This window comes from Amycolatopsis australiensis (assembly GCF_900119165.1).
Lineage (GTDB): Bacteria > Actinomycetota > Actinomycetes > Mycobacteriales > Pseudonocardiaceae > Amycolatopsis > Amycolatopsis australiensis.
In genome coordinates this window covers 7,298,189-7,320,164 of the sequence record NZ_FPJG01000006.1, presented here as the reverse complement: position 1 = coordinate 7,320,164, position 21,976 = coordinate 7,298,189, and the positions used below count along the sequence as shown (strand labels likewise).

Genomic DNA, 21,976 nt, shown 5'->3' with positions numbered 1-21,976 from the left:
CGGCGGGGCTCCCCGTCGTGCCCGGAAGGTAGCGAAGACGATGACCGTGCAACACAGACCGGCCGCACCGGCCACCGGTGGCCTGGCGCAGTGGTTCGCCGCGCGGGCGCGCTCGGCACCGGACGCGGTGGCCGTCGACGGGGCCGGGACCCGGCTGACCTACCGCGAACTGCGCGAGCGGGCCGGCCGGCTCGCCGCCCACCTCGTGCGGCTCGGGCTGCGGGCCGAGGACCGGGTCGGGATCCTGCTGACCCGGTCCGCAGAGCTGGTGGTCACCGAGGTGGCCGTCGTGACGGCCGGGGGAGCGTACGTACCCCTCGACGGCCGGGCGCCGGACGCCAGGCTGCGGTCCGTGCTCGCCGACGCGGGCGTGTCGATCCTGGTGACCGACGACCCGGCCCGGGCCGCGAGAATCCACAGTGGACTCCTGCTGCGGGTGGGTGAGCCGCTGCCGGAGCAGGAGTTCGTGCCGTCCGGCGGAGATCCGGATCGCCTGGCCTACGTGATGCACACCTCGGGGTCGACCGGGACGCCCAAGGGGGTCGCGGTCCGGCACCGCGACGTGCTCGCCCTCGCCGCCGACCGGCGCTTCGCCGGCGGCGCCCACGAGCGGGTGCTGCTGCACTCACCGGTCGCGTTCGACGCCTCGACCTACGAGCTGTGGGTGCCGCTGCTCACCGGCGGCACCGTGGTCGTCGCGCCGCCCGGCGACCTCGACGTCGAGACGCTGCGGACCGTCCTCACCGGACACGCCGTGACAGCGCTCTGGCTGACGGCCGGGCTGTTCCGGATCGTCGCCCAGGAGGCACCGGACTGCTTCCGGGGCGTGCGCGAAGTCTGGACCGGCGGTGACGTCGTCCCGGCCGAGTCCGTCCGGCGCGTGCTGCGCGCCTGCCCCGGCCTGACCGTGGTCGACGGGTACGGCCCGACCGAGACGACGACCTTCGCCACCGCCCACCCGCTGCCGTCGGCGGACCGGGTGCCGCCGTCCGTGCCGATCGGCCGCCCGCTCGACGACGTGCGCGCGTATGTCCTCGACGCCGGCCTCACCCCGGTCGCCGACGGCGAACCCGGCGAGCTCCACCTGGCCGGCGCCGGGCTGGCCCGCGGCTACTGGGGCCGGCCGGGCGCGACGGCGGACCGGTTCGTGGCCGACCCGTCCGGCGCGCCCGGCGAGCGCATGTACCGCACCGGGGACCTGGTGCGCCGGACGGGCACCGGCGAGCTGGAGTTCCTCGGCCGGGTCGACGAGCAGGTGAAGGTGCGCGGCTTCCGGGTCGAGCCGGGCGAGATCGAGACCGTGCTCGCCGCCGCTCCCGGGGTCGACGAGGTCGTCGTGGTGGCGCGTGAGGACCGGCCCGGCGTCAAGCGGCTGGTGGCGTACGTGGTGGGGGAGCCGGGCGACCTCGCGGCCGTGGCGGCGGCGGCGCTGCCGGACTACCTGGTGCCGTCGGCGTTCGTCGTGCTCGACGCCCTTCCGTTGAGCGGCAACGGGAAAGTCGACCGCCGCGCCCTGCCCGCGCCGCCCGCCGAAGCCGGGGAAGGCGCCGAGCCGCGGACGGACACCGAACGTGCCGTGGCGGGTGTCCTGGCCGAGGTGCTGGGCGTCGACCGCCTCGGCGTGGACGAGGACTTCTTCGCTCTCGGCGGGGATTCGCTCCTGGCCGTGCAGGCGCTTTCGCGGCTGCGCCGGGAGTTCGGCGCCGGGTTGCCGGTGCGGACGCTGTTCGACGCGCCCACCGTGGCCGCGCTGGCCGGCCTCGTCGAAAACGCGCCCCTCGGCGACTCCGCGATCCCGGCCGCCCCGCCCTCGGACGTGCTCCCGCTGTCCCCGGCCCAGCGGCGGCTGTGGTTCCTCGACGAGCTGACCGGCGGCAGCGCCGAGTACAACACCGGCGCCGGGCTCCGGCTCTCCGGCCCCCTTGACGTCGACGTCCTCCGGGAAGCGTTGTCGTCGCTGTGCGCGCGGCACGAATCGTTGCGCACGACGTTCGGGGACGGCGTCCAGCGGATCGCGCCGACCGGGGAGATCCCGTTGCGCGTCGCCGGGGAACCGCCCGACGACGACGTGCTGAAGGCCGAGCTGAGCGAGCCGTTCGACCTGCGGACGGGCCCGCTGACCCGGGCCGTGCTCTACCCGCTCGGGCCCGGCGAGCACCTGCTCCTGCTGTGCCAGCACCACATCGTCACCGACGGCCGCTCGATCGGCGTGCTCACCGGCGAACTCCTCGACTTCTACAGCGGCGTCACCCCGCCGCCGCTGACCCTGGGCTACCGCGACTACACGCACTGGCGGCTGAAGTCCGCTTCGGACGATCAGCTCGGGTACTGGCGCGAAACCCTGGACGGCATCGAGCCGCTCGCCGTGCCGACCGACCGGCCTCGCCCGTCGCGTCGCTCGACCGAAGGCGCCGTGCACCGCCACGACCTCCCGGCCGGGCTGGTGCGGCGGCTGACCGAGGCCGGCCGTCCGCAGGGCGCCACGCTGTTCATGACGCTCGCCGCCGCCGTGCAGGTGCTCCTGAGCGCCTACAGCGGGCAGCGTGACGTCGCCGTCGGCACCGCGGTCGCGGGCCGGGACCGCGCCGAACTGGAACCGCTGACCGGCTTCTTCGTCAACACCCTCGTCCTGCGCTCGCTCGTGGACGGTGACCGGCCGTTCGCCGAGTTCCTGGCCGGGTTCCGGGAGACCGTGCTGGCGGCGTTCGCCCACGGCGACGTGCCCTTCGACCGCGTCGTCGAAGAAGTCCAGCCGGACCGCGACCCGTCGCGGACGCCGCTGGTGCAGGCCGTCGTCGTCCTGCAGAGCCCGCTCGTGCGGCCCCGCGAGGCCGCCGGGCTGCGGGTGACCGAGTACGAGCTGCCCCGCCCGTCGGCGCGGTTCGACCTGGTCGTGGAGTTCTGGCCGCGCCCGGACGGCTTGCGTGTCACCGTCGAGTACGCGACCGCGCTCTTCGACGCGGCCACGATCGAGCGCCTGACGAACAGCCTCGAGACCCTCCTTGCCGGGATCGCCGCCGATCCGGCGCGCCCGGTGGGCGAGCTTCCGCTGCTCACCGACGCCGACCGCCGGTTCCTGCTGCCGCCGGCCGCCGGGCAGGAGATCGCCGGCACCGTCCCGGACCTCTTCGACCGCCGCGCCGCCCGCCACCCGGACGCGCCCGCCGTGGTGGGCGACGTGGCACTGACCTACCGCGAGCTGCAGGCCCGCGCCGACCGGCTCGCGCGGCGGCTGGTCCGGCTCGGCGTCCGCCCCGAGGACCGGGTCGGCGTGCTCATGGACCGCTCGGCCGCCCAGGTCGTCGCCGTGCTGGCGATCCTCAAGGCCGGCGCCGCCTACCTCCCGCTGGACCTGCGGGCTCCGGCCGGCCGCCTGCGGCCGGTCCTGCACGGCACGCCGGTGCTGCTCACCGACGAGCGGTGGCGGGACACCGCCGCGGCCGTCCACACGGCATCGTTCGTCGTCACCGACGTCGACGAACCTTCGTCGCCGCCGGAGATCCCGCTGGACCCGGAAAACCTGGCGTACGTCGAGTACACGTCGGGCTCAACCGGCGTGCCGAAGGGCGTGGCCGTGCGGCACGCCGACGTCGCCTCGCTCGCCGCCGACCCGCGGTTCGCCGGCGGGGCCCACGAGCGGGTGCTGCTGCACTCGCCGCTGGCCTTCGACGCCTCGACCTACGAACTGTGGATCCCGCTGCTCAACGGCGGCACGGTGGTGGTCGCGCCGCCCGGGGATCTGGACGCCGGCACGCTCCGGCGGCTCACGGCCGAACACCGGGTCACCGCGCTGTGGCTGACCGCCGGGCTCTTCCGGCTCTTCGCCGAGGACGAGCCGGGCTGTTTCGCCGGGCTGCGCGAGGTCTGGACCGGCGGCGACGTCGTGCCGCCGGCCGCGGCGCGCCGGGTGCTCGGGCACTGTCCCGGGCTCACGGTCGTCGACGGCTACGGCCCGACCGAGACGACCACCTTCGCCTCGTCGTTCCCGATGCCGTCCGCGGCCGCGGTCCCGGACGTCGTGCCGATCGGCACGCCGCTGGCCGGCACGCGGGTGTACCTGCTCGACGAGCGGCTCCGGCTGGTGCCGCTGGGTGCGCTCGGCGAGGTCTGCATCGCCGGGGCGGGGCTCGCCCGTGGCTACTCCGGCCGGCCGGGGGCGACCGCCGAGCGGTTCGTCGCCGACCCGTTCGGGGCGCCGGGGCAGCGGATGTACCGGACGGGCGACCGGGGCCGGTGGCGCTCCGACGGCACCCTGGAGTTCGCCGGCCGGGCCGACGACCAGGTGAAGATCCGCGGCTTCCGCGTCGAACCGGCCGAGGCCGAACGCGCGCTGGCCGCCGAGCCGTCGGTGGCCCAGGCGGTCGTGGCCGTCCGCGTCACCGGCGCGCGCAAGCAGCTCGTCGGGTACGTCGTCCCGGCCGAAGGGTCCACGGTGGACACCGGCGCGCTCCGCGGTGCGCTGGGCCGAACCCTGCCGGACTACCTGGTGCCGTCGGCGATCGTCGTGCTGGACGCGTTGCCGCTCAACGCCAACGGCAAAGTGGACCGGCACGCGCTGCCGGAACCGCGGTTCGAACCCGCCGCCGAGCGGGGACCCCGCACCGAACGGGAAGCCGTCCTGGCCGGGATCTGGGCCGAGGTGCTGGGGGTCGAGCGGGTCGGCGTCGAGGACAACTTCTTCGCCCTGGGCGGCGATTCGATCCTCAGCATCCGGGTGAGCGCCCGGGCGCGGCGCGCGGGCCTCGCCGTGACCACGGCCGACCTGTTCCGGTACCAGACGATCGCCGCGCTCGCCCCGGTGGTCGGCGAAGCGGCGGCGGGTGCCGAGCGCGGGCCGGTGAGCGGGGACGTCGTGCTCACCCCGATCCAGCGCTGGTTCTTCGCCACGTCGGCGGTGCCGGACCGGTTCCACCAGACGATCGCGGTCCGGCTCGCCGCCGGCGTCGACGAGGCGCACCTGGCGAGGGCGCTGGCCGCGCTGACCGAACACCACGACGCCCTGCGCATGCGGTTCGAGCCCGACGGCGACGACTGGTCGCAGTACAACACCCCACCGGGCGATGGCCATTCGCTGCTGCGCTGGTCACTGTCGGGCGAGCCCGGCCGGCGGGTGCTGAGCCTGGCCGCGCACCACCTCGTCGTCGACGGCGTGTCGTGGCGGCTGCTGCTGGAAGACCTCGACCGGGCCTACCACCGGGCGGACCCCGGCCCGCGGACGACGTCCTTCCGGGACTGGGCCGCGCGGCTGGCCGCCCACGCCGAGGACGGCGGCTTCGACGACGAGCTGCCGCACTGGCGGAACCTGCCCGAGCCGCCCGCGATCCCGGTCGACGGCCACGGCGCGAACACGGTCGGCCGGGCCCGCGAGGTCACCGTCCGCCTCACCGCCCAGGAGACCCGGGCGCTGTTGCGGCAGGTGCCCGTGGTCTACCGGACGCAGGTCAACGACGTGCTGCTGACCGCGCTCGGCCGCGTGCTGCGGGACTGGACCGGGCACGTTCCGGTGATCGACCTCGAGGGACACGGCCGCGAGGAGCTCTTCGACGCCGACCTGTCGCGGACCGTCGGCTGGTTCACCAGCCTGTTCCCCGTCGCGCTGGACGTCCCGGACGACTGGGGTGCCGCCCTGAAGTCGGTGAAGGAGCAGCTGCGCGCGGTGCCGCGCAAGGGCATCGGCTACGGCGCCCTGCGCTACCTGACCGGGACGGCGCCCGTCGTCGACCCGCCGGTGAGCTTCAACTACCTCGGGCAGTTCGACCTGCCCGGCCGGCTGTACGCGGGCCTGCACCGCGAGCTGTCCCTCGACGCCGACCCCAGCGATACCCGCACCCACCTGCTGGAGGTCGTCGGCCGGGTCGACGGCGAGGTCCTGGAGTTCTCCTGGACCTACGCCGAAGGCGTCCACGAGGAAGCCACCGTCACGCGGCTGGCCGAAGGACTGCTGGATGCGCTGCGGGCCATCGTCGCGCACTGCGCGGAGCCGGGCGCGGGCGGCCGGACGCCGTCCGACTTCCCGCTCGCGGGCCTCGACCAGGCCAGCCTCGACACCCTCGTCGGCGACGGCCGCGAAGTCGAGGACATCTACCCGCTGACGCCGATGCAGGCCGGCATGGTCTTCCACGACCTGGCCCAGCCCGGCGAACGGGTCTACTTCGAACAGATCTCGTTCACCCTCGACGACGTGCCCGACCCGCGCCGCCTCGGGGAGGCGTTCCAGCGGATCGCCGACCGGACGCCGGTGCTGCGCAGCCGGATCGTGTGGGACGGCGTGCCGCAGCCGCTCCAGGTGGTGCAGCGCACCGCCGAACTCCCGGTGTCCTATCCGGACTGGTCCGCTGTGGACGGTGAAGCCGGGTACCTCGCGGCCGACCTGGCCGAGGGGCTCGACCTGGCGAAGGCGCCGCCGGCCCGGCTGGCCGTCGCCCGCGTGTCCGCCACGGCCGTGCGGGTGATCTGGACGTTCCACCACGTGCTGCTCGACGGCTGGAGCGTCTTCGGCGTCCTGAACGACGTCGTCGCGCTGCTGCGCGGCGAAGCACCGCCGCCACGGCGGCCGTTCCGCGAGTACGTGGCCTGGCTGGCCGCCCAGGACGACACACTCGCCGAGACGTACTGGCGTGCCCAGCTCGACGGCGTGCACCCGACTCCGCTGCCCGGGGACCGGGCTCCGGGACGCGTCCACGCGGCCAGCTCCACCGGCCGCGTCCCCGTCGAACTCGACGACGACGCGTCGGCGGCCGTGTACGCCTTCGCCCGACGCCACCGGCTCACCGTCAACACCCTCGTCCAGGGGGCCTGGGCCGCGCTGCTGGCCCGCTACAGCGGCGAGCCGGAGGTCTGCTTCGGCGCGACGGTGTCCGGGCGCCCGGCCGAGCTGCCCGGCGCGGACGACATCGCGGGCCTGTTCATCAACACGCTCCCGGTGCGCGTGCGGCTCGACCGGGACCGCGGGGTGGCGGCCTGGCTGCGCGACCTGCAGGCCGCGCAGGCGGAGTCCCGCCGCTTCGGGCACGTCGGCCTGCCCCGGCTGCAGGCGTGGAGCGGCAGCGGCGGCAGCCTCTTCGACAGCATCGTCGTGTTCGAGAACTACCCGGTCGACGAGATCTCCGGGCTCCGCGACGTCCGAGCGGCCGAGCGCACCAACTACCCGCTCGGGCTGGTCGCCTACCCGGGCCGCCGGCTGTCGCTGGTGCTGAACCACGACCCGTCGGTCATCGCCCCGGCGGCCGCCACCCGGCTCGCCGGGCACCTGGAAGCGCTGGTCCGGGGCATGGTCGCGGCCCCGGACACGCCGGTGACCCGGGTGCCGATGCTGTCCGGCGCCGAGGTCCGGCACCTGCTCGCCGAGCGGAACGACACCGCGCACCCGGTACCGGCGGCGAGCGTGCCCGAGCTGTTCGCAGCGCGCGCACGCCGTCACCCCGACGCGGTCGCCCTCGTGACCGACGGGCAGCGCGTCACCTACGGCGAGCTCGACGTCCGGGCGAACCGCCTGGCCCACCGGCTGCGCGAGCTGGGAGTCGGGCCCGAGGACCGGGTGGCGGTCCTGCTGGACCGCTCGCCCAAGCTCGTCGTCGCCGAGCTGGCGATCCTCAAGGCGGGCGGCGCCTACCTGCCCTTGGACCTGCGGGCGCCGGCCGACCGGCTGCGGCTGCTGCTCGCCGAAGCCGGAGCCCGCGTCCTGGTGGCCGACGCGACCTGGCTGGCGACCGCCCGTGAGGTTCACAATGGACCGATCGTCACCGGCGCGGACGACGCTCCGGAGACGGCGCCGGAGGTGACCGTCGAACCCGGCCGGCTCGCCTACGTCATCTACACCTCCGGCTCGACCGGCCGGCCCAAGGGCGTGGCCGCACGCCACTGCGACGTCGTGGCGCTGGCCGCCGACCGGCGGTTCGCCGCGCACGACCGGGTGTTGCTGCATTCGCCGCATTCGTTCGACGCCTCGACCTACGAGCTGTGGGTGCCGTTGCTCAACGGTGGCACGGTGGTGCTGGCGCCGCCGGGTGATCTCGACGTCGACACCCTCGGGCGGACACTCACCACGCACGGCGTCACCGGCGCCTTTCTGACCACCGGGCTGTTCCGGCTGGTCGCGCAGGAAGCCCCGGAGGTCTTCGCCGGGTTGCGTGAGGTCTGGACCGGCGGCGACGCGGTGCCCGCGGCTGCTTTGCGGCGGGTCCGGGAAGCCTGCCCGGACACGCTGGTCGCCGATGTCTATGGCCCCACCGAAACCACGACCTTCGCGACCGTGCACCCGTTGCCCGGCGAGGTTCCCGACGTCGTGCCGATCGGGAAGCCCCTGGACAACACCCGGGTCTACGTCCTCGACGGCGACCTGCGGCTCGCCCCACCGGGCGCGCCCGGCGAGCTGCACATCGCCGGGGCCGGGCTGGCGCGCGGGTACCTCGGCCGGCCGGGCCTGACCGCCGACCGCTTCGTCGCCGACCCGTTCGGGCCGCCCGGTGAGCGGATGTACCGCACCGGCGACCTCGTGCGCTGGACCGACGACGGCGTGCTGGAGTTCGTCGGCCGCGCCGACGAGCAGGTGAAGGTGCGCGGCTTCCGCGTCGAGCCGAGCGAGATCGAAGCGGCGCTCGGCGCGCACCCGGGCGTCGAGCAGGCCGCGGTGCTGGCCCGCGCGGACGGCGGGGTGAAGCGCCTGGTCGCCTACGTCGTGGGCGAGACCGAAGGGCTCGCGGAGTTCCTGGGCCGCACGCTGCCGGACTACATGGTGCCCGCCGCGTTCGTCCGGCTGGACCGGTTCCCGGTGAACGTCAACGGCAAGCTCGACCGGACCGCGCTGCCCGCGCCGGACTTCGGCGGCCGCGGGCACGTGGCCCCGCGCACCGATCGCGAACGCCTGATCGCCGGGATCTGGGCCGAGGTGCTGGGCGTCGAGCGCGTCGGCGCGACCGACGACTTCTTCGCCCTCGGCGGCGACTCGATCCTCAGCATCCAGGTCGTGTCCCGGGCCCGCCGCGCCGGCCTGGAGCTGCTGCCCGGTGACCTGTTCGCGCACCGCACCCCGGCCGCGCTCGCCGCGGCCGCCCGCACGGCCACCGCGACGGCCGAACGCGGCCCGGTCAGCGGCGCGGTCCCGCTCACCCCGATCCAGCGCTGGTTCTTCGCGACCCAGACCGCCGCGCCGGACCACTTCCACCAGTTCGTCCACCTGGGACCGGACCCGGTGGACGCCGGTGCGGCCCGCCGGGCGGTCGACGCGCTGCTGGCCCACCACGACGCGCTGCGGATGCGGTTCACCCACGACGACGACGGCCCGCACCAGCACAACGGCCCGGTCGGCGCCGAGACGCCGCTCGTCCGGCTCGAGGTGTCCGGCCACGACGTCGAGCTCGCCGTCCACCACCTCGTGGTCGACGGCGTGTCCTGGCGGGTGCTGATCGAGGACTTCGAGCGGGCCTACGAGCAGGCGCTGCGGGGCGAGCCGATCGACCTCGGCCCGCGCACGACGTCGTTCCGCGAGTGGGCCACCCGGCTGACCGGGCACGCCGAGGCGGGCGGCTTCGACGACGAACTCGACCACTGGCGGAGCCTGCCCGAACCGCGGCCGATCCCGGTCGACGGCGACGGCGACACCACCGTCGCCGGGATGCGCTCGGTCACCGTCCGGCTCCCGGCCACGGAAACCGGCGCGCTGCTGCGCGACGTCCCGCCGGTCTACCGGACGCAGGTCAACGACGTGCTGCTGACCGCGCTCGGCCGGGTGCTGCGGGACTGGACCGGGCACGTCCCGGTCGTCGACCTGGAAGGGCACGGCCGGGAAGAGCTGTTCGCCGACGTCGACCTGTCGCGCACGGTCGGCTGGTTCACCACCGTGTTCCCGGTGGCCCTCGACGTGCCCCGCGGCTGGGGCGCCGCGCTGAAGTCGGTCAAGGAGCAGCTGCGGGCGGTCCCGCGCCGCGGGATCGGCTACGGCGCCCTGCGCTACCTGACCGGCACGGCTCCCGCGATCGACCCGCAGATCAGCTTCAACTACCTCGGCCGGTTCGGCTCCGGGCGCCTCGAATCCGACGAGAGCCCCCGCTCGGCGCGGGCGCACCTGCTCGACGTCGTCGGCCGCGTCGAAGCCGGCGAGCTGGAGCTGACCTGGTACTACGCCGAAGGCGTGCACCAAAGGTCCACTGTGGACTCATTGGCCACCGCGATGCTCGACGCCCTGCGCGAGATCGTCCGGCACTGCGCCGAGCCGGGCGCCGGCGGCCGGACGCCGTCCGACTTCCCGCTGGCCGCGCTCGACCAGTCCGCGTTGGACGAGCTGGTCGGCGACGGCCGCGCGGTCGAGGACGTCTACCCGCTGACGCCGATGCAGGCAGGCATGGTCTTCCACGCCCTGTCCCAGCACGCGGAACGCGTGTACTTCCAGCAGGTCGGGTTCGTCCTCGACGGCGTGCGCGACCCGGCCGCACTGGCGCGCGCGTGGCAGCGGGTCGTGGACCGGACACCCGTGCTGCGGACGCGGATCGTGTGGGAGGACGTGCCCGAGCCGCTCCAGGTGGTGCAGCGCCACGCCGAAGTCCCGGTCACCCACCACGACTGGCGCGGCCGTACCCCGCAGGAGCAGGAGCGCGCCTGGCAGGACGTCCTGGCCGCGGACCGCGCCCGCGGCCTCGACCTGACCGAGACACCGTTGCTGCGCTTGATGCTGGCGCGCCTGTCCGAGACCGAAGTCCGCGTGCTGTGGACGTTCCACCACGTGCTGCTCGACGGCTGGAGCGTCTTCGGCGTGCTGTCCGACGTTTTCGCCGCGTACGCCGGCGAAGAGCTGCCCGAACGGCCGCCGTTCCGCGACTACGTGGGCTGGCTGGCCCGCCAGGACGACGCCGCGGCGGAACGGTACTGGCGGGCGGAACTCGGCGACCTCGTCGCCCCCGCCCGGCTGCCCTTCGACCGCGCGCCCGCGCAGGCCCACACCACCCGCTCCTCGCGGTGGCTGCGCGTGCCGATCGAGAACTCCGGGCGGCTGCGCGAGACGGCGCGGCGCGCCGGGCTCACGGTGAACACCGTCCTGCAGGGCGCGTGGGCCCTGCTGCTGGCCCGCCTCAGCGGTGAACGGGACGTCTGCTTCGGCACCACGGTCTCCGGCCGCCCGGTCGAGCTGCCCGGCGCCGACGACGTCACCGGCATCTTCATCAACACGCTGCCCGTACGGGTCACCGTCGCGGGGGACTCGGTGGCCGGCTGGCTGGCCGCGCTGCAGGCCCGGCAGGTCGAATCCCGCCGGTTCGGGCACCTGCCGCTGACGAAGCTGCAGGCGTGGAGCGGCGCTTCCGGCAGCCTGTTCGACAGCATCGTCGTGTTCGAGAACTACCCGGCCGACACTGCGGCCGCGCACGGGCTGAGCCTGCGCGACGTCGACGCGGCCGAGACGACCAACTACCCGCTCAGCGTCGTCGCCTCGCCGGGGGAGCGGATCACGCTCGACGTCGGCTACGACCCGGACCTGTTCGACCCCGCGACGGCCGAGCGGATCGCCCGGCAGCTCACCGGTGTCCTCGACGCCTTCGCCGCGGACCCGGGCCGGCCGCTGGACGACGTCGACCTGCTGACCGGCGCCGAACGCCACCGCGTGCTGGCCGAGTGGAACGACACGGCGCAGCCGCTGCCGGAAGGCGACCTGGCCGAGCTGTTCGCCGCCCAGGCCGGGCGCACGCCCGAAGCCACCGCGCTGACCGGGGACGGCGTCCACCTGACCTACGCGGAACTGGACGAGCGGGCCGGCCGGCTCGCGCGGTACCTGGTCTCGCTCGGCGCCGGGCCCGAACAGCTCGTCGCGGTGCTCATGGACCGCTCGCCGGAGCTGGTCGTCGCCGAACTCGCCGTCGTCAAGGCCGGCGCCGCCTACCTGCCCCTGGACACCCGCGCGCCCGCGCCCCGGCTGCGGACCCTGCTCAGTGGTGCGCGCATCCTGGTCACCGACGCGGACCGGGCCGAGACCGCCCGGACGCTCCACAGTGGACCGGTCGTCGTCCCGGACGGGCGGACCGCGGACGTGCCGCTGCCGGTGGCGGACCCGGACAACCTCGCGTACGTGATGTACACGTCCGGTTCGACGGGGACGCCGAAAGGCGTGGCCGTGCGCCGCCGCGACGTCGTGGCGCTGGCCGCCGACCGGCGGTTCGCCGCGCACGACCGGGTGTTGCTGCACTCGCCGCATTCGTTCGACGCCTCGACCTACGAGCTGTGGGTGCCGTTGCTCAACGGTGGCACGGTGGTGCTGGCGCCGCCGGGTGATCTCGACGTCCACACCCTCGGGCGGCTGCTGACCACGCACGGCGTCACCGGCGCCTTTCTGACCACCGGGCTGTTCCGGCTGGTCGCGCAGGAAGCTCCGGAGGTCTTCGCCGGGTTGCGTGAGGTCTGGACCGGCGGCGACGCGGTGCCCGCGGCTGCTCTGCGGCGGGTCCGGGAAGCCTGCCCGGACACGCTGGTCGCCGATGTCTATGGCCCCACCGAAACCACGACCTTCGCGACCGTGCACCCGTTGCCCGGCGAGATTCCCGACGTCGTGCCGATCGGGAAGCCCCTGGACAACATGCGGGTCTACGTCCTCGGCCCGGACCTGCGGCCGGTGCCGCCCGGCGCCCCGGGCGAGCTCTACGTCGCCGGGGCCGGTCTGGCCCGCGGCTACCACGGCAGCCCGGGCCTGACCGCCGGCCGGTTCCTGCCCGAGGTGTTCGGGCCGCCGGGGGAGCGGATGTACCGCACCGGCGACCTCGTGCGCTGGACCGACGACGGTGTGCTGGAGTTCGTCGGCCGCGCCGACGAGCAGGTGAAGGTGCGCGGCTTCCGGATCGAGCCGAGCGAGATCGAAGCGGCGCTCGGCGCGCACCCGGGCGTCGACCAGGCCGCGGTCGTGGCGCGCGCGGACGGCGGGGTGAAGCGGCTGGTCGCCTACTTCACCGGCGAGGCGGACGACCTGGCGGAGTTCCTGGGCCGGACGCTGCCGGACTACATGGTGCCCGCCGCGTTCGTCCGGCTGGACCGGTTCCCGGTGAACGTCAACGGCAAGCTCGACCGGAACGCCCTGCCCGCCCCGGACTTCGCCGCGGCCGGCACCCACCGGCCGCCGTCGACCGAGGCCGAGCGGGCGCTGGCCGCGATCTGGGCGGACGTGCTCGGCGTCGGGCACGTCGGGGCGGAGACGAACTTCTTCGCCCTCGGCGGCGACTCGATCCTCAGCATCCAGGTCGTCTCCCGCGCCCGCCGCGCCGGGCTGACGCTGCTGCCGCACGACGTCTTCCGGTATCCGACCCTGGCCGCGCTCGCCGCGCACGCGGGCGGCGGCGACGGGCCGCGTGCCGAGCAGGGCCCGGTCACCGGCGAGGCGCCGCTCACGCCGATCCAGCGCTGGTACTTCGCGAACCAGCCCGCGCGGTTCGACCAGCGCCTGGTCGTCGAGTTCGCCGACGACGTCGACGAGCGGGCCCTGCGTCGCGCGCTGGAGGCGGTGTGGGCCCACCACGACGCGCTGCGCCTCCGGTTCGAGGGCGGGCGCCAGCACGGCGAGCCGGTGTGGCCTGCCGAGCTGCTGACCGGCGAGGTGTCGTTCGACCTCGGCCGGGGGCCGCTGCTGAACGCCGTCCTCGACGGGCGGCGGCTGCTCCTGGCCGCCCACCACCTCGTGGTCGACGGCGTCTCCTGGCGGATCCTCGTGGAGGACCTGCTCGCCGCCTACCGGGGCGAGGACCTCGCCCCGAAGACGACGTCGTTCCTCGCCTGGGCCCGGCGGCTGGCCGAGCACGCCGGGGCCGGTGGGTTCGACGACGAACTGGACCACTGGCGCGCGTTGCCGCCGGTACCGCCGTTGCCCGCCGACGGCGAAGGCCCGGCCACCGTCGCCGGCAGCCGGGAGGTCACCGTCCGGCTCACCGCCGGGGAGACGCGGGCGCTGCTGCACGACGTCCCCGAGGTGTACCGCACCCAGGTCAACGACGTGCTGCTGACCGCGCTGGGCCGGGTCCTGCGGGACTGGACCGGGCACCCGCCCGTCATCGACCTGGAAGGGCACGGCCGGGAAGAGCTGTTCGGCGACGTCGACCTGTCCCGGACCGTCGGCTGGTTCACCACGATGTTCCCGGTCGCGCTCGACGTCCCCGACGACTGGGGCGATGCGCTGAAGGCGGTGAAAGAGCGGCTGCGGGCGGTGCCCCGGCGCGGCATCGGCTACGGCGCGCTGCGGTACCTGACCGGCACGGCACCCGTGATCGACCCGCCGGTCAGCTTCAACTACCTCGGGCGGTTCGACGACACGACCGGCGGGCTCGACGCCGACGTCGACCCGGCGGCGCCGCGCACCCACGTCCTCGACGTCGTCGGCAGGGTCACCGGCGGCGAACTGGAGCTGACCTGGTCCTACGTCGCCGGCGTGCACCACCGGAGCACCATCGGGGACCTCGCCGAGCGGATGCTGACCGCGCTGCGGGAGATCGTCGCGCACTGCGCCGAGCCGGGCGCGGGCGGCCGGACGCCGTCCGACTTCCCCCTGGCCCGGCTCGGCCAGTCCACTGTGGACGAGCTGGTCGCGCAGGGCGCCGAGGACGTCTACCCGCTGACGCCGATGCAGGTCGGCATGGTGTTCCACGGGCTGTCCCAGGCCGCGCAGGGCCTGTACTTCGAGCAGGCGACCTTCGTCCTCGACGGCGTCACCGACGTCGACCGGCTCGCCGAAGCGTGGCAGCGGGTCGTCGACCGCACGCCGGTCCTGCGCACGGCGTTCGTCTGGGCCGGGGTCGACGAGCCGGTCCAGGTCGTGCACCGCGCGGTCACCCTGCCGGTCCGCCGTCTCGACTGGACCGGCCTGGACCACGAGGAGGAACTGCGGAAGCTCCTCGCCGAGGACCGCGCGGAAGGCCTCGACCTGGGGACCGCGCCACTGGCCCGGGTCGCGCTGGCCCGGCTCTCCGCCACGGAAGTCCAGGTGCTGTGGACGTTCCACCACGTGCTGCTCGACGGCTGGAGCGTCTTCCAGGTGCTTTCGGACGTCTGCACGGCCTACGCCGGGCAGCCGCTGCCCGCGCGGCCGCCGTTCCGGGACTACCTCGCCTGGCTGGGCCGCCAGGACCAAGCGGACGCCGAACGCTTCTGGCGTGCCGCGCTCGACGGCGTCGAGGGCCCGGCCCCGGTGCCCGCCGACCGCACGCCGGCCCCCGGCCACGCGCCCTGCTCGGCCGAATGGCTGCCGGTCAAGCTCGGCGGCCCGGCCACCGCGCGCCTCGACGCGTTCGTCAAGCGCCACGGCCTGACGCACAACGTCGTGCTGCAGGGCGCCTGGGCGCTGCTGCTGTCGGTCTACAGCGGACGCGACGACGTCGTGTTCGGCGCCACCGCGTCCGGCCGCCCGGCCGAGGTGCCCGGCGTCGACGACATCACCGGCATCTTCATCAACACCCTGCCCGTCCGCACGACCGTCGACCGCCGCGCCCGCGTGGCGGACTGGCTCGCCGGGCTGCAGGCCGCGCAGGCGGAGGCCCGCCGGCACGGCCACGTCCCGCTGGCCCGGGTCCAGGGCTGGGCCGGCCTGCCCGGCGGGGCCGACCTGTGCGCGAGCCTCGTCGTGTTCGAGAACTACCCGATCACCGGCGCGTCCGCCGGGCACGGCCTGGCCGTGCGCGGCCTCTCGGCGCGCGAGACGACGAACTTCCCGCTCACCGTGGTCGCTTCGCCGGGCGCCGAGCTGTCGGTGGACGTGGGCTACGACCCGGCCCTGTTCGACCCCGCGACGGTGACGCGCCTGGCCGGGCACCTGCTGACCCTCGTTCGCGAGCTGACCGCCGACGGCGACCGGCCCGTCGGCGCGGTCACCATGACGACCCCGGACGAGACCCGGTTGCTCGCGGAGTGGACGGCGACCGGCGACGAGCCGCCCGCGGTGTCCCTGCCCGCCCTGTTCGCCGAGCAGGTCCGCGCCCGGCCGGACGCGATCGCGGCCGTCCTCGGCGGCGAGGTGCTCAGCTACGCCGAGCTGGACCGGCGGGCCAACCGGCTCGCGAACCGTCTCGCCGGGCTGGGCCTGCGGCCGGAGGAGCCGGTCGGCCTCGCCGTGGACGGCGCCGGCGCCGTGGTCGCCGAGCTGGCCGTGGTCAAGGCGGGTGGCGCCTACCTGCCGGTCGACACCCGCGCGCCGGCCGAGCGGCAGCGGCTGCTGCTCGACGGCGTCCGGTTCGTCGTCGCGGCGCGGGAGTTCCCGTTCGGGCAGACCGTGCTGCTGTCCTCCGTGGACGACGAGTCCGCGGCGGATCCCGGGATCGCCGTCGACCCGGACCAGGCGGCGTACGTCATGTACACGTCCGGCTCCACCGGCGTGCCGAAGGGTGTCGTGGTGCGCCACCGCGACGTGGCCGCGCTGGCCGCCGACCGGCGATTCCGCGGCGGCGCGCACGAGCGTGTCCTGCTGCACTCGCCGCTGGCGTTCGACGCGACGACGTACGAGCTGTGGGTGCCGCTGCTGGGCGGCGGCCGGGTGGTCGTCGCCCCCGGCGAAGGCATCGACGCGCCGCAGCTGCGGGACCTGGTCCGCGAACACGGCGTGACCGCGATGTGGGTCACCGCCGGGCTGTTCCGCGTGCTCGCCCAGGAAACACCGGACTGCTTCGGCGGCCTCCGCGAAGTCTGGACCGGCGGCGACGTCGTCCCGGCCGCTTCGGTGCGGCGCGTGCTGGCCGCGTGCCCGGGCCTGCGGGTCGTCGACGGCTACGGCCCGACCGAAACCACGACGTTCGCGACAGCGCACCCCATGGCCGGCGCCGTGCCCGACCGGGTCCCGATCGGCCGTCCCCTCGACGGGGTGCGCGCGCGAGTCGTGGACCCGGACCTGCGGCCGGTGCCGCCGGGCGTGCCCGGCGAGCTGTGCCTGGCGGGCGCGGGACTGGCCCGCGGCTACCGCGACCGGCCCGGTCTCACCGCCGACCGGTTCGTGGCCGACCCGGCCGGGGCGCCGGGGGAGCGGATGTACCGCACGGGCGACCTCGTCCGCTGGAGTGCCGGAGGCACCCTCGAATTCCTCGGCCGGCGGGACGACCAGGTCAAGCTCCGCGGCTTCCGCGTCGAACCCGGCGAGGCCGAAGCGGCGCTGGCCGCCCACCCCGGCGTGGCGCAGGCCGCGGTCGTGGTGCGGGAGGACCGGCCGGGCGCCAAGCAGCTGGTCGCGTACGTCGTGTCCGATGTGGACGCCGGGGTGCTCCGGGAGTTCCTGGCCGGGACGCTGCCGGACTACCTCGTGCCGTCGGCGTTCGTCCCGCTCGACCGGCTCCCGGTGAGCGCCAACGGCAAGCTCGACCGCCGCGCGCTGCCCGCCCCCGCCGCGCCGGAGGCGAAGCACGCCGAACCGGAGACCGAGACCGAGCGCGCGCTGGCCGGGATCTGGGCCGAAGTGCTCGGCGTGGAACGCGTCGGCGCCGAAGACAGCTTCTACGCCCTCGGCGGCGACTCCCTGCGCAGCCTGCACATCGCGGCCAAGGCCAGTGCCCTCTTCGACGTCCGGCTCACCCCGGCGGACGTGCTGACCGCGCGCACGGTCGCCGGGCTGGCCGGCACCGTCGAGGAACTCATCCTGGGCGAGCTGGAAAGCCTCGCCTTCGACCAGGAAGCGTGAGGACTGCTCGATGACCACGTCCCGACAGGACCGCATCGCGGCGCTGCCCGCCCACCTGCAGGAAGCGCTGCGCCGGCGGATGGCGGGAGCGGGCGCGCGCACGCCGGAGATCCCGGCCGCCGCCGACCGCTCCCGCCCGATCCCGCTGTCGTCCGCGCAGCGGCGGCTGTGGTTCCTCAGCCGGCTGCGGCCCGGCGACCCGGAGTACAACAGCGCGTTCGCCCTCCGCCTGACCGGCGAGCTGGACGTCGGCGCGCTGGCCACGGCGCTGCGGCTGCTCGTCGCCCGGCACGAGCCGCTGCGCACCACCTTTGCCGAGATCGACGGCGAAGGCGTGCAGCTCGTCCAGCCGCCGTACGAGGTACCGCTCCCGGTCGTCGACGTCGCCCCGGAAGACCTCGACGCCGTGCTGCGCGAGGAGTACGTGCGGCCGTTCGACCTCGAGCACGGGCCGCTGCTGCGGGCGGTGCTGGCCCGGCTCGGCCCGGCCGAGCACGTGCTGCTGGTGTGCGTACACCACATCGCCACCGACGGCGCCTCGATGGGCGTGCTCACCGAGGAACTCGGCCTGCTCTACCGCGACGGCGAGCGCGCCGGGCTGCCGCCGCAGCCGCTGCAGTACGCGGACTTCGCGCTGTGGCAGCACGACCGGCCGGTCCGCCCGGCGGGGCTGGCGCACTGGAAGCGGCAGCTGTCCGGGATCACGCCACTGGACCTGCCCGCCGACCACCCGCGCCCGGCCACTCGCGGCACCGCGGGCGCCGTCCGCGAGTTCACCGTCCCCGACGACGTCGCCCGGCAGCTCACCGAGCTGGCCCGCACGGCGGAAACCACGCTGTTCACCGTGCTCGTCGCCGCCTGCCAGGCACTGTTCGCGCGCTACACCGGGCAGGACGACATCGCGCTCGGCACCGTCGTGCAGGGCCGCGACCGGCCGGAGCTGGAACGGGTCGTCGGGTTCTTCGTCAACACCGTCGTCCTGCGCTCGGCCGTGGACAGCGCCGCCTCCTTCGCGGGCCACCTCGCCACCGCCCGGCAGACCGTCCTGGACGCCTTCGCCCACGACGACGTCCCGTTCGAGGAACTGGTCGACGCCGTGCACGCCGGCCGCGACCCCGGACGGCACCCGCTGTTCGACGTCATGGTGCTGCTGCACAGCGCCGGTGGCGGACCGTCGTTCCCCGGCCTGGCCGCCGAACCGGCCGACGTCGGCCGGAGTTCCGCGAACTTCGACCTCTCGATCGAGTTCGAGGAATCCGGCGGGCGGCTGGCCGGGCTCGTCGAGTACAGCACCGAGCTGTTCGCGGCCGCGACGATCGACCGCCTGGTCACGCACCTGCTGCGGCTGCTCGGGGGCGCCGCCGCGGACCCGGGCCGCCGGATCGCCGACCTGCCCCTGACGACCGGGGCCGAGGAGGCCACGCTGCTGGAGTGGGGGAGCGGCACGCTCGACGTCCCCGCCACGACCGTCGTCGACCTCCTCGGCCACCAGGCGCGGACCCGCCCGGACGCGACCGCGCTGGTCTGCGGCGACGTCCGGCTGAGCTTCGCCGAATTCGCCGCCCGCACCGACGCGCTCGCCGCGGACCTGGCCGCGCGTGGCGCCGGGCCGGACCGCGTGGTCGCCGTGCTGCTGCCGCGCTCGGCCGAGGCGATCATCGCGCTGTTCGCCGTGCTCAAGGCGGGCGCGGTGCACCTGTCGATCGACCCAGGGCTGCCGGGCGAACGCATCCGCGTGCTCCTGGACGACACGCAGCCGGTGGTCGTCCTGGACAGCGCTCTCGTGCCCACCGGCGGGCCGGGACCGGCCCGGCCCCACCCGTCGGACGCCGCCTACGTCATCCACACCTCCGGCTCGACCGGCACGCCCAAGGGAGTCGTCGTCGAGCACGCGGCCCTGGTCAACCTCCTGGTCAACCACCGGCGGGTGTTCGGCCGCGAGCCGATGCGCGTGGCGCTCACCGCGACGCTGTCGTTCGACACGTCGTGGGAAGGCCCGGTGCTGCTCGCCGACGGCCACGAGCTGCACCTGATCACCGACGAAACGCGGCTCGACCCGGCCGCGCTGACCCGGTACGTCCGCGAGCACGGCATCGGCTTCCTCGACGTGACGCCGTCCTACCTGCGGCAGCTGCTGCCCGCCGGGCTCCTCGACGGCGAGCACCGGCCGCGGTTCCTGATGGTCGGCGGGGAGGCCGTGGACCGCGAGCTGTGGCGCGAGCTCGCGGGTTCGGCGACCGAAGCGCACAACTACTACGGGCCGACCGAGTCCACTGTGGACGCCACGTGCGCCCCGGTGACCGGGGACCGGCCCGTGATCGGCCGCCCGCTCGGCAACGTCGGCGCGTACGTCCTCGACGAGCACCTCCGGCTCGTCCCGCCGGGCGTGCCCGGCGAACTGTGCCTCGCCGGGGCGCAGCTGGCCCGCGGCTACCTCGGCCGGCCGGGCCTGACCGCGGACCGGTTCGTGGCGAACCCGTTCGGCGGCCCCGGGTCCCGGCTGTACCGCACCGGCGACCGCGTCCGCTGGACGGCCGGCGGGCAGCTGGAGCACCTGGGCCGCACCGACGACCAGCTCAAGGTGCGCGGCTTCCGGATCGAGCCGGGCGAAGTCGAAGCGGCGTTGCGGCCGTTCGTGACCGACGCCGCGGTGGCCGTCCGCGGCGGACGGCTCGTCGCCTACGTGGCCGGGGACGCCGAGTTCGCTCACCTCAAGGCCGAGCTGGCTCGCACGCTGCCGGCGCACCTGGTGCCGTCGGCGTTCGTGCGCCTCGACCGGCTGCCGCTGACCCGGCACGGCAAGCTGGACCGCCGGGCCCTCCCGGAGCCGGAGCTCGCCTCGGCCACGGAGTACGTCGCCCCGCGGGACGAGCGCGAGCGGCTGGTGACCCGGGTCTGGGCCGAGGTCCTCGGCGTCGGGCGCGTCGGCGTCGACGACGACTTCTTCGACCTCGGCGGCGACTCGCTGCTCGGCATCCGGGTGGTCTCGCGGCTGCGCGACGAACTCGGCGCCGACGTCCCGGCCCGGCTGGTCTTCACCGCCCCGACCCCGGCGCGGCTGGCCGCGCAGCTGCCCGAAGCGACGGCCCCGCGGGCGGCGATCCCGCTCCTGCCCCGCGACGGCGGGCGGCTCGAAGCGCCCCTTTCCTTCGCGCAGCAACGGCTCTGGTTCCTCGACGAGTTCGAACCGGGCAGCACCGAATACGTTTCGCCGACCGCGCTGCGCCTGCGCGGCGAACTGGACACCGCGGCGCTGAACCGGGCGCTCACGGCGCTGGTCGCCCGGCACGAGTCGCTGCGCACGACGTTCGCGACCGTCGACGGCCGCGGCGTCCAGATCGTGCACCCGCCGTACCCGGTCGAGGTCCCGGTGCGCGACGGCGACCTCGCCACCGCACTCGGCGGCGCGACCGGCCCGGTCGACCTGCGCACCGGCCCGCTGCTGCGCGCCGCGCTCACCCGGCTCGCCCCCGGCGACCACGTGCTCACCCTGGTGCTGCACCACATCGTCACCGACGGCTGGTCCTCGGGGTGCTGCTGAGCGAGCTGGCCACGTTCTACCGGGCGTTCACCCGTGGCGAGGATCCCGCCCTGGCGCCGTTGACCGTGCAGTACGCCGACTACGCGGTCTGGCAGCGGGCACGCCCGGAGTTCGACGCCCAGCTGAGCTACTGGCGCCACCGCCTCGACGGCGTCCCGGTGCTGGACCTGCCCACCGATCGGCCGCGCCCGGCCGTGCGGACGAAGAACGGCGCGCTGCGCGAGTTCGCCGTCCCGGCCGGCACCACCGCCCGGCTCAAGGAGCTGTCCCGGCAGCGCGGCGGCACGCTGTTCATGACCCTGCTCGCCGCCTGCCAGCTGCTGTTCGCGCGGTGGTCGGGGCAGGACGACGTCGCCGTCGGCACCGTCGTCAGCGGCCGCGAGCGCACCGAGCTGGAAGGTCTCGTCGGGTTCTTCGTCAACACCCTCGTCCTGCGGTCCACTGTGGACCTTCGACGCGGGTTCGGCGCGTTCCTCGACGACGTGCGCGACACCGTGCTGGACGCCTTCGCCCATCAGGACGTCCCGTTCGACCGCGTCGTCGACGACCTGCAACCCGAGCGGGACACCAGCCGCACCCCGCTGTGCCAGGTGATGGTCGTGCTGCACAACACCCCGGACGCCCGGCCCGCGTGGCCCGGGCTCGAGGTGCGGGAGCTGGCCCCGCCCGTCGGCACGGCCGGGTTCGACCTGGCGGTGCACTTCCAGGAAACCGCCGGGCGGCTCGACGCCGTCGTGAACTACAACACCGACCTGTTCGACGCCGCCACGATCGGCCGGTTCACCGGCTGGCTGCGCACCCTCCTGGACGGCATCGCCGCG

The 21,976-nt window shown here is 75.1% G+C and carries 1 protein-coding gene and 1 pseudogene; both read left to right on the top strand.

Going from position 1 to position 21,976, the window contains the following annotated elements:
* Positions 1-46: 46 nt before the first annotated feature.
* On the top strand, positions 47-17,614 hold the full coding sequence (locus tag BT341_RS34915) for a non-ribosomal peptide synthetase (protein ID WP_425426503.1): 17,568 nt from the start codon (positions 47-49) through the stop codon (positions 17,612-17,614).
* A 10-nt stretch (positions 17,615-17,624) separates the two neighbouring features.
* Positions 17,625-21,967, top strand: a pseudogene (locus BT341_RS47060) (amino acid adenylation domain-containing protein); the annotation flags it as partial.
* Positions 21,968-21,976 lie beyond the last annotated feature (9 nt).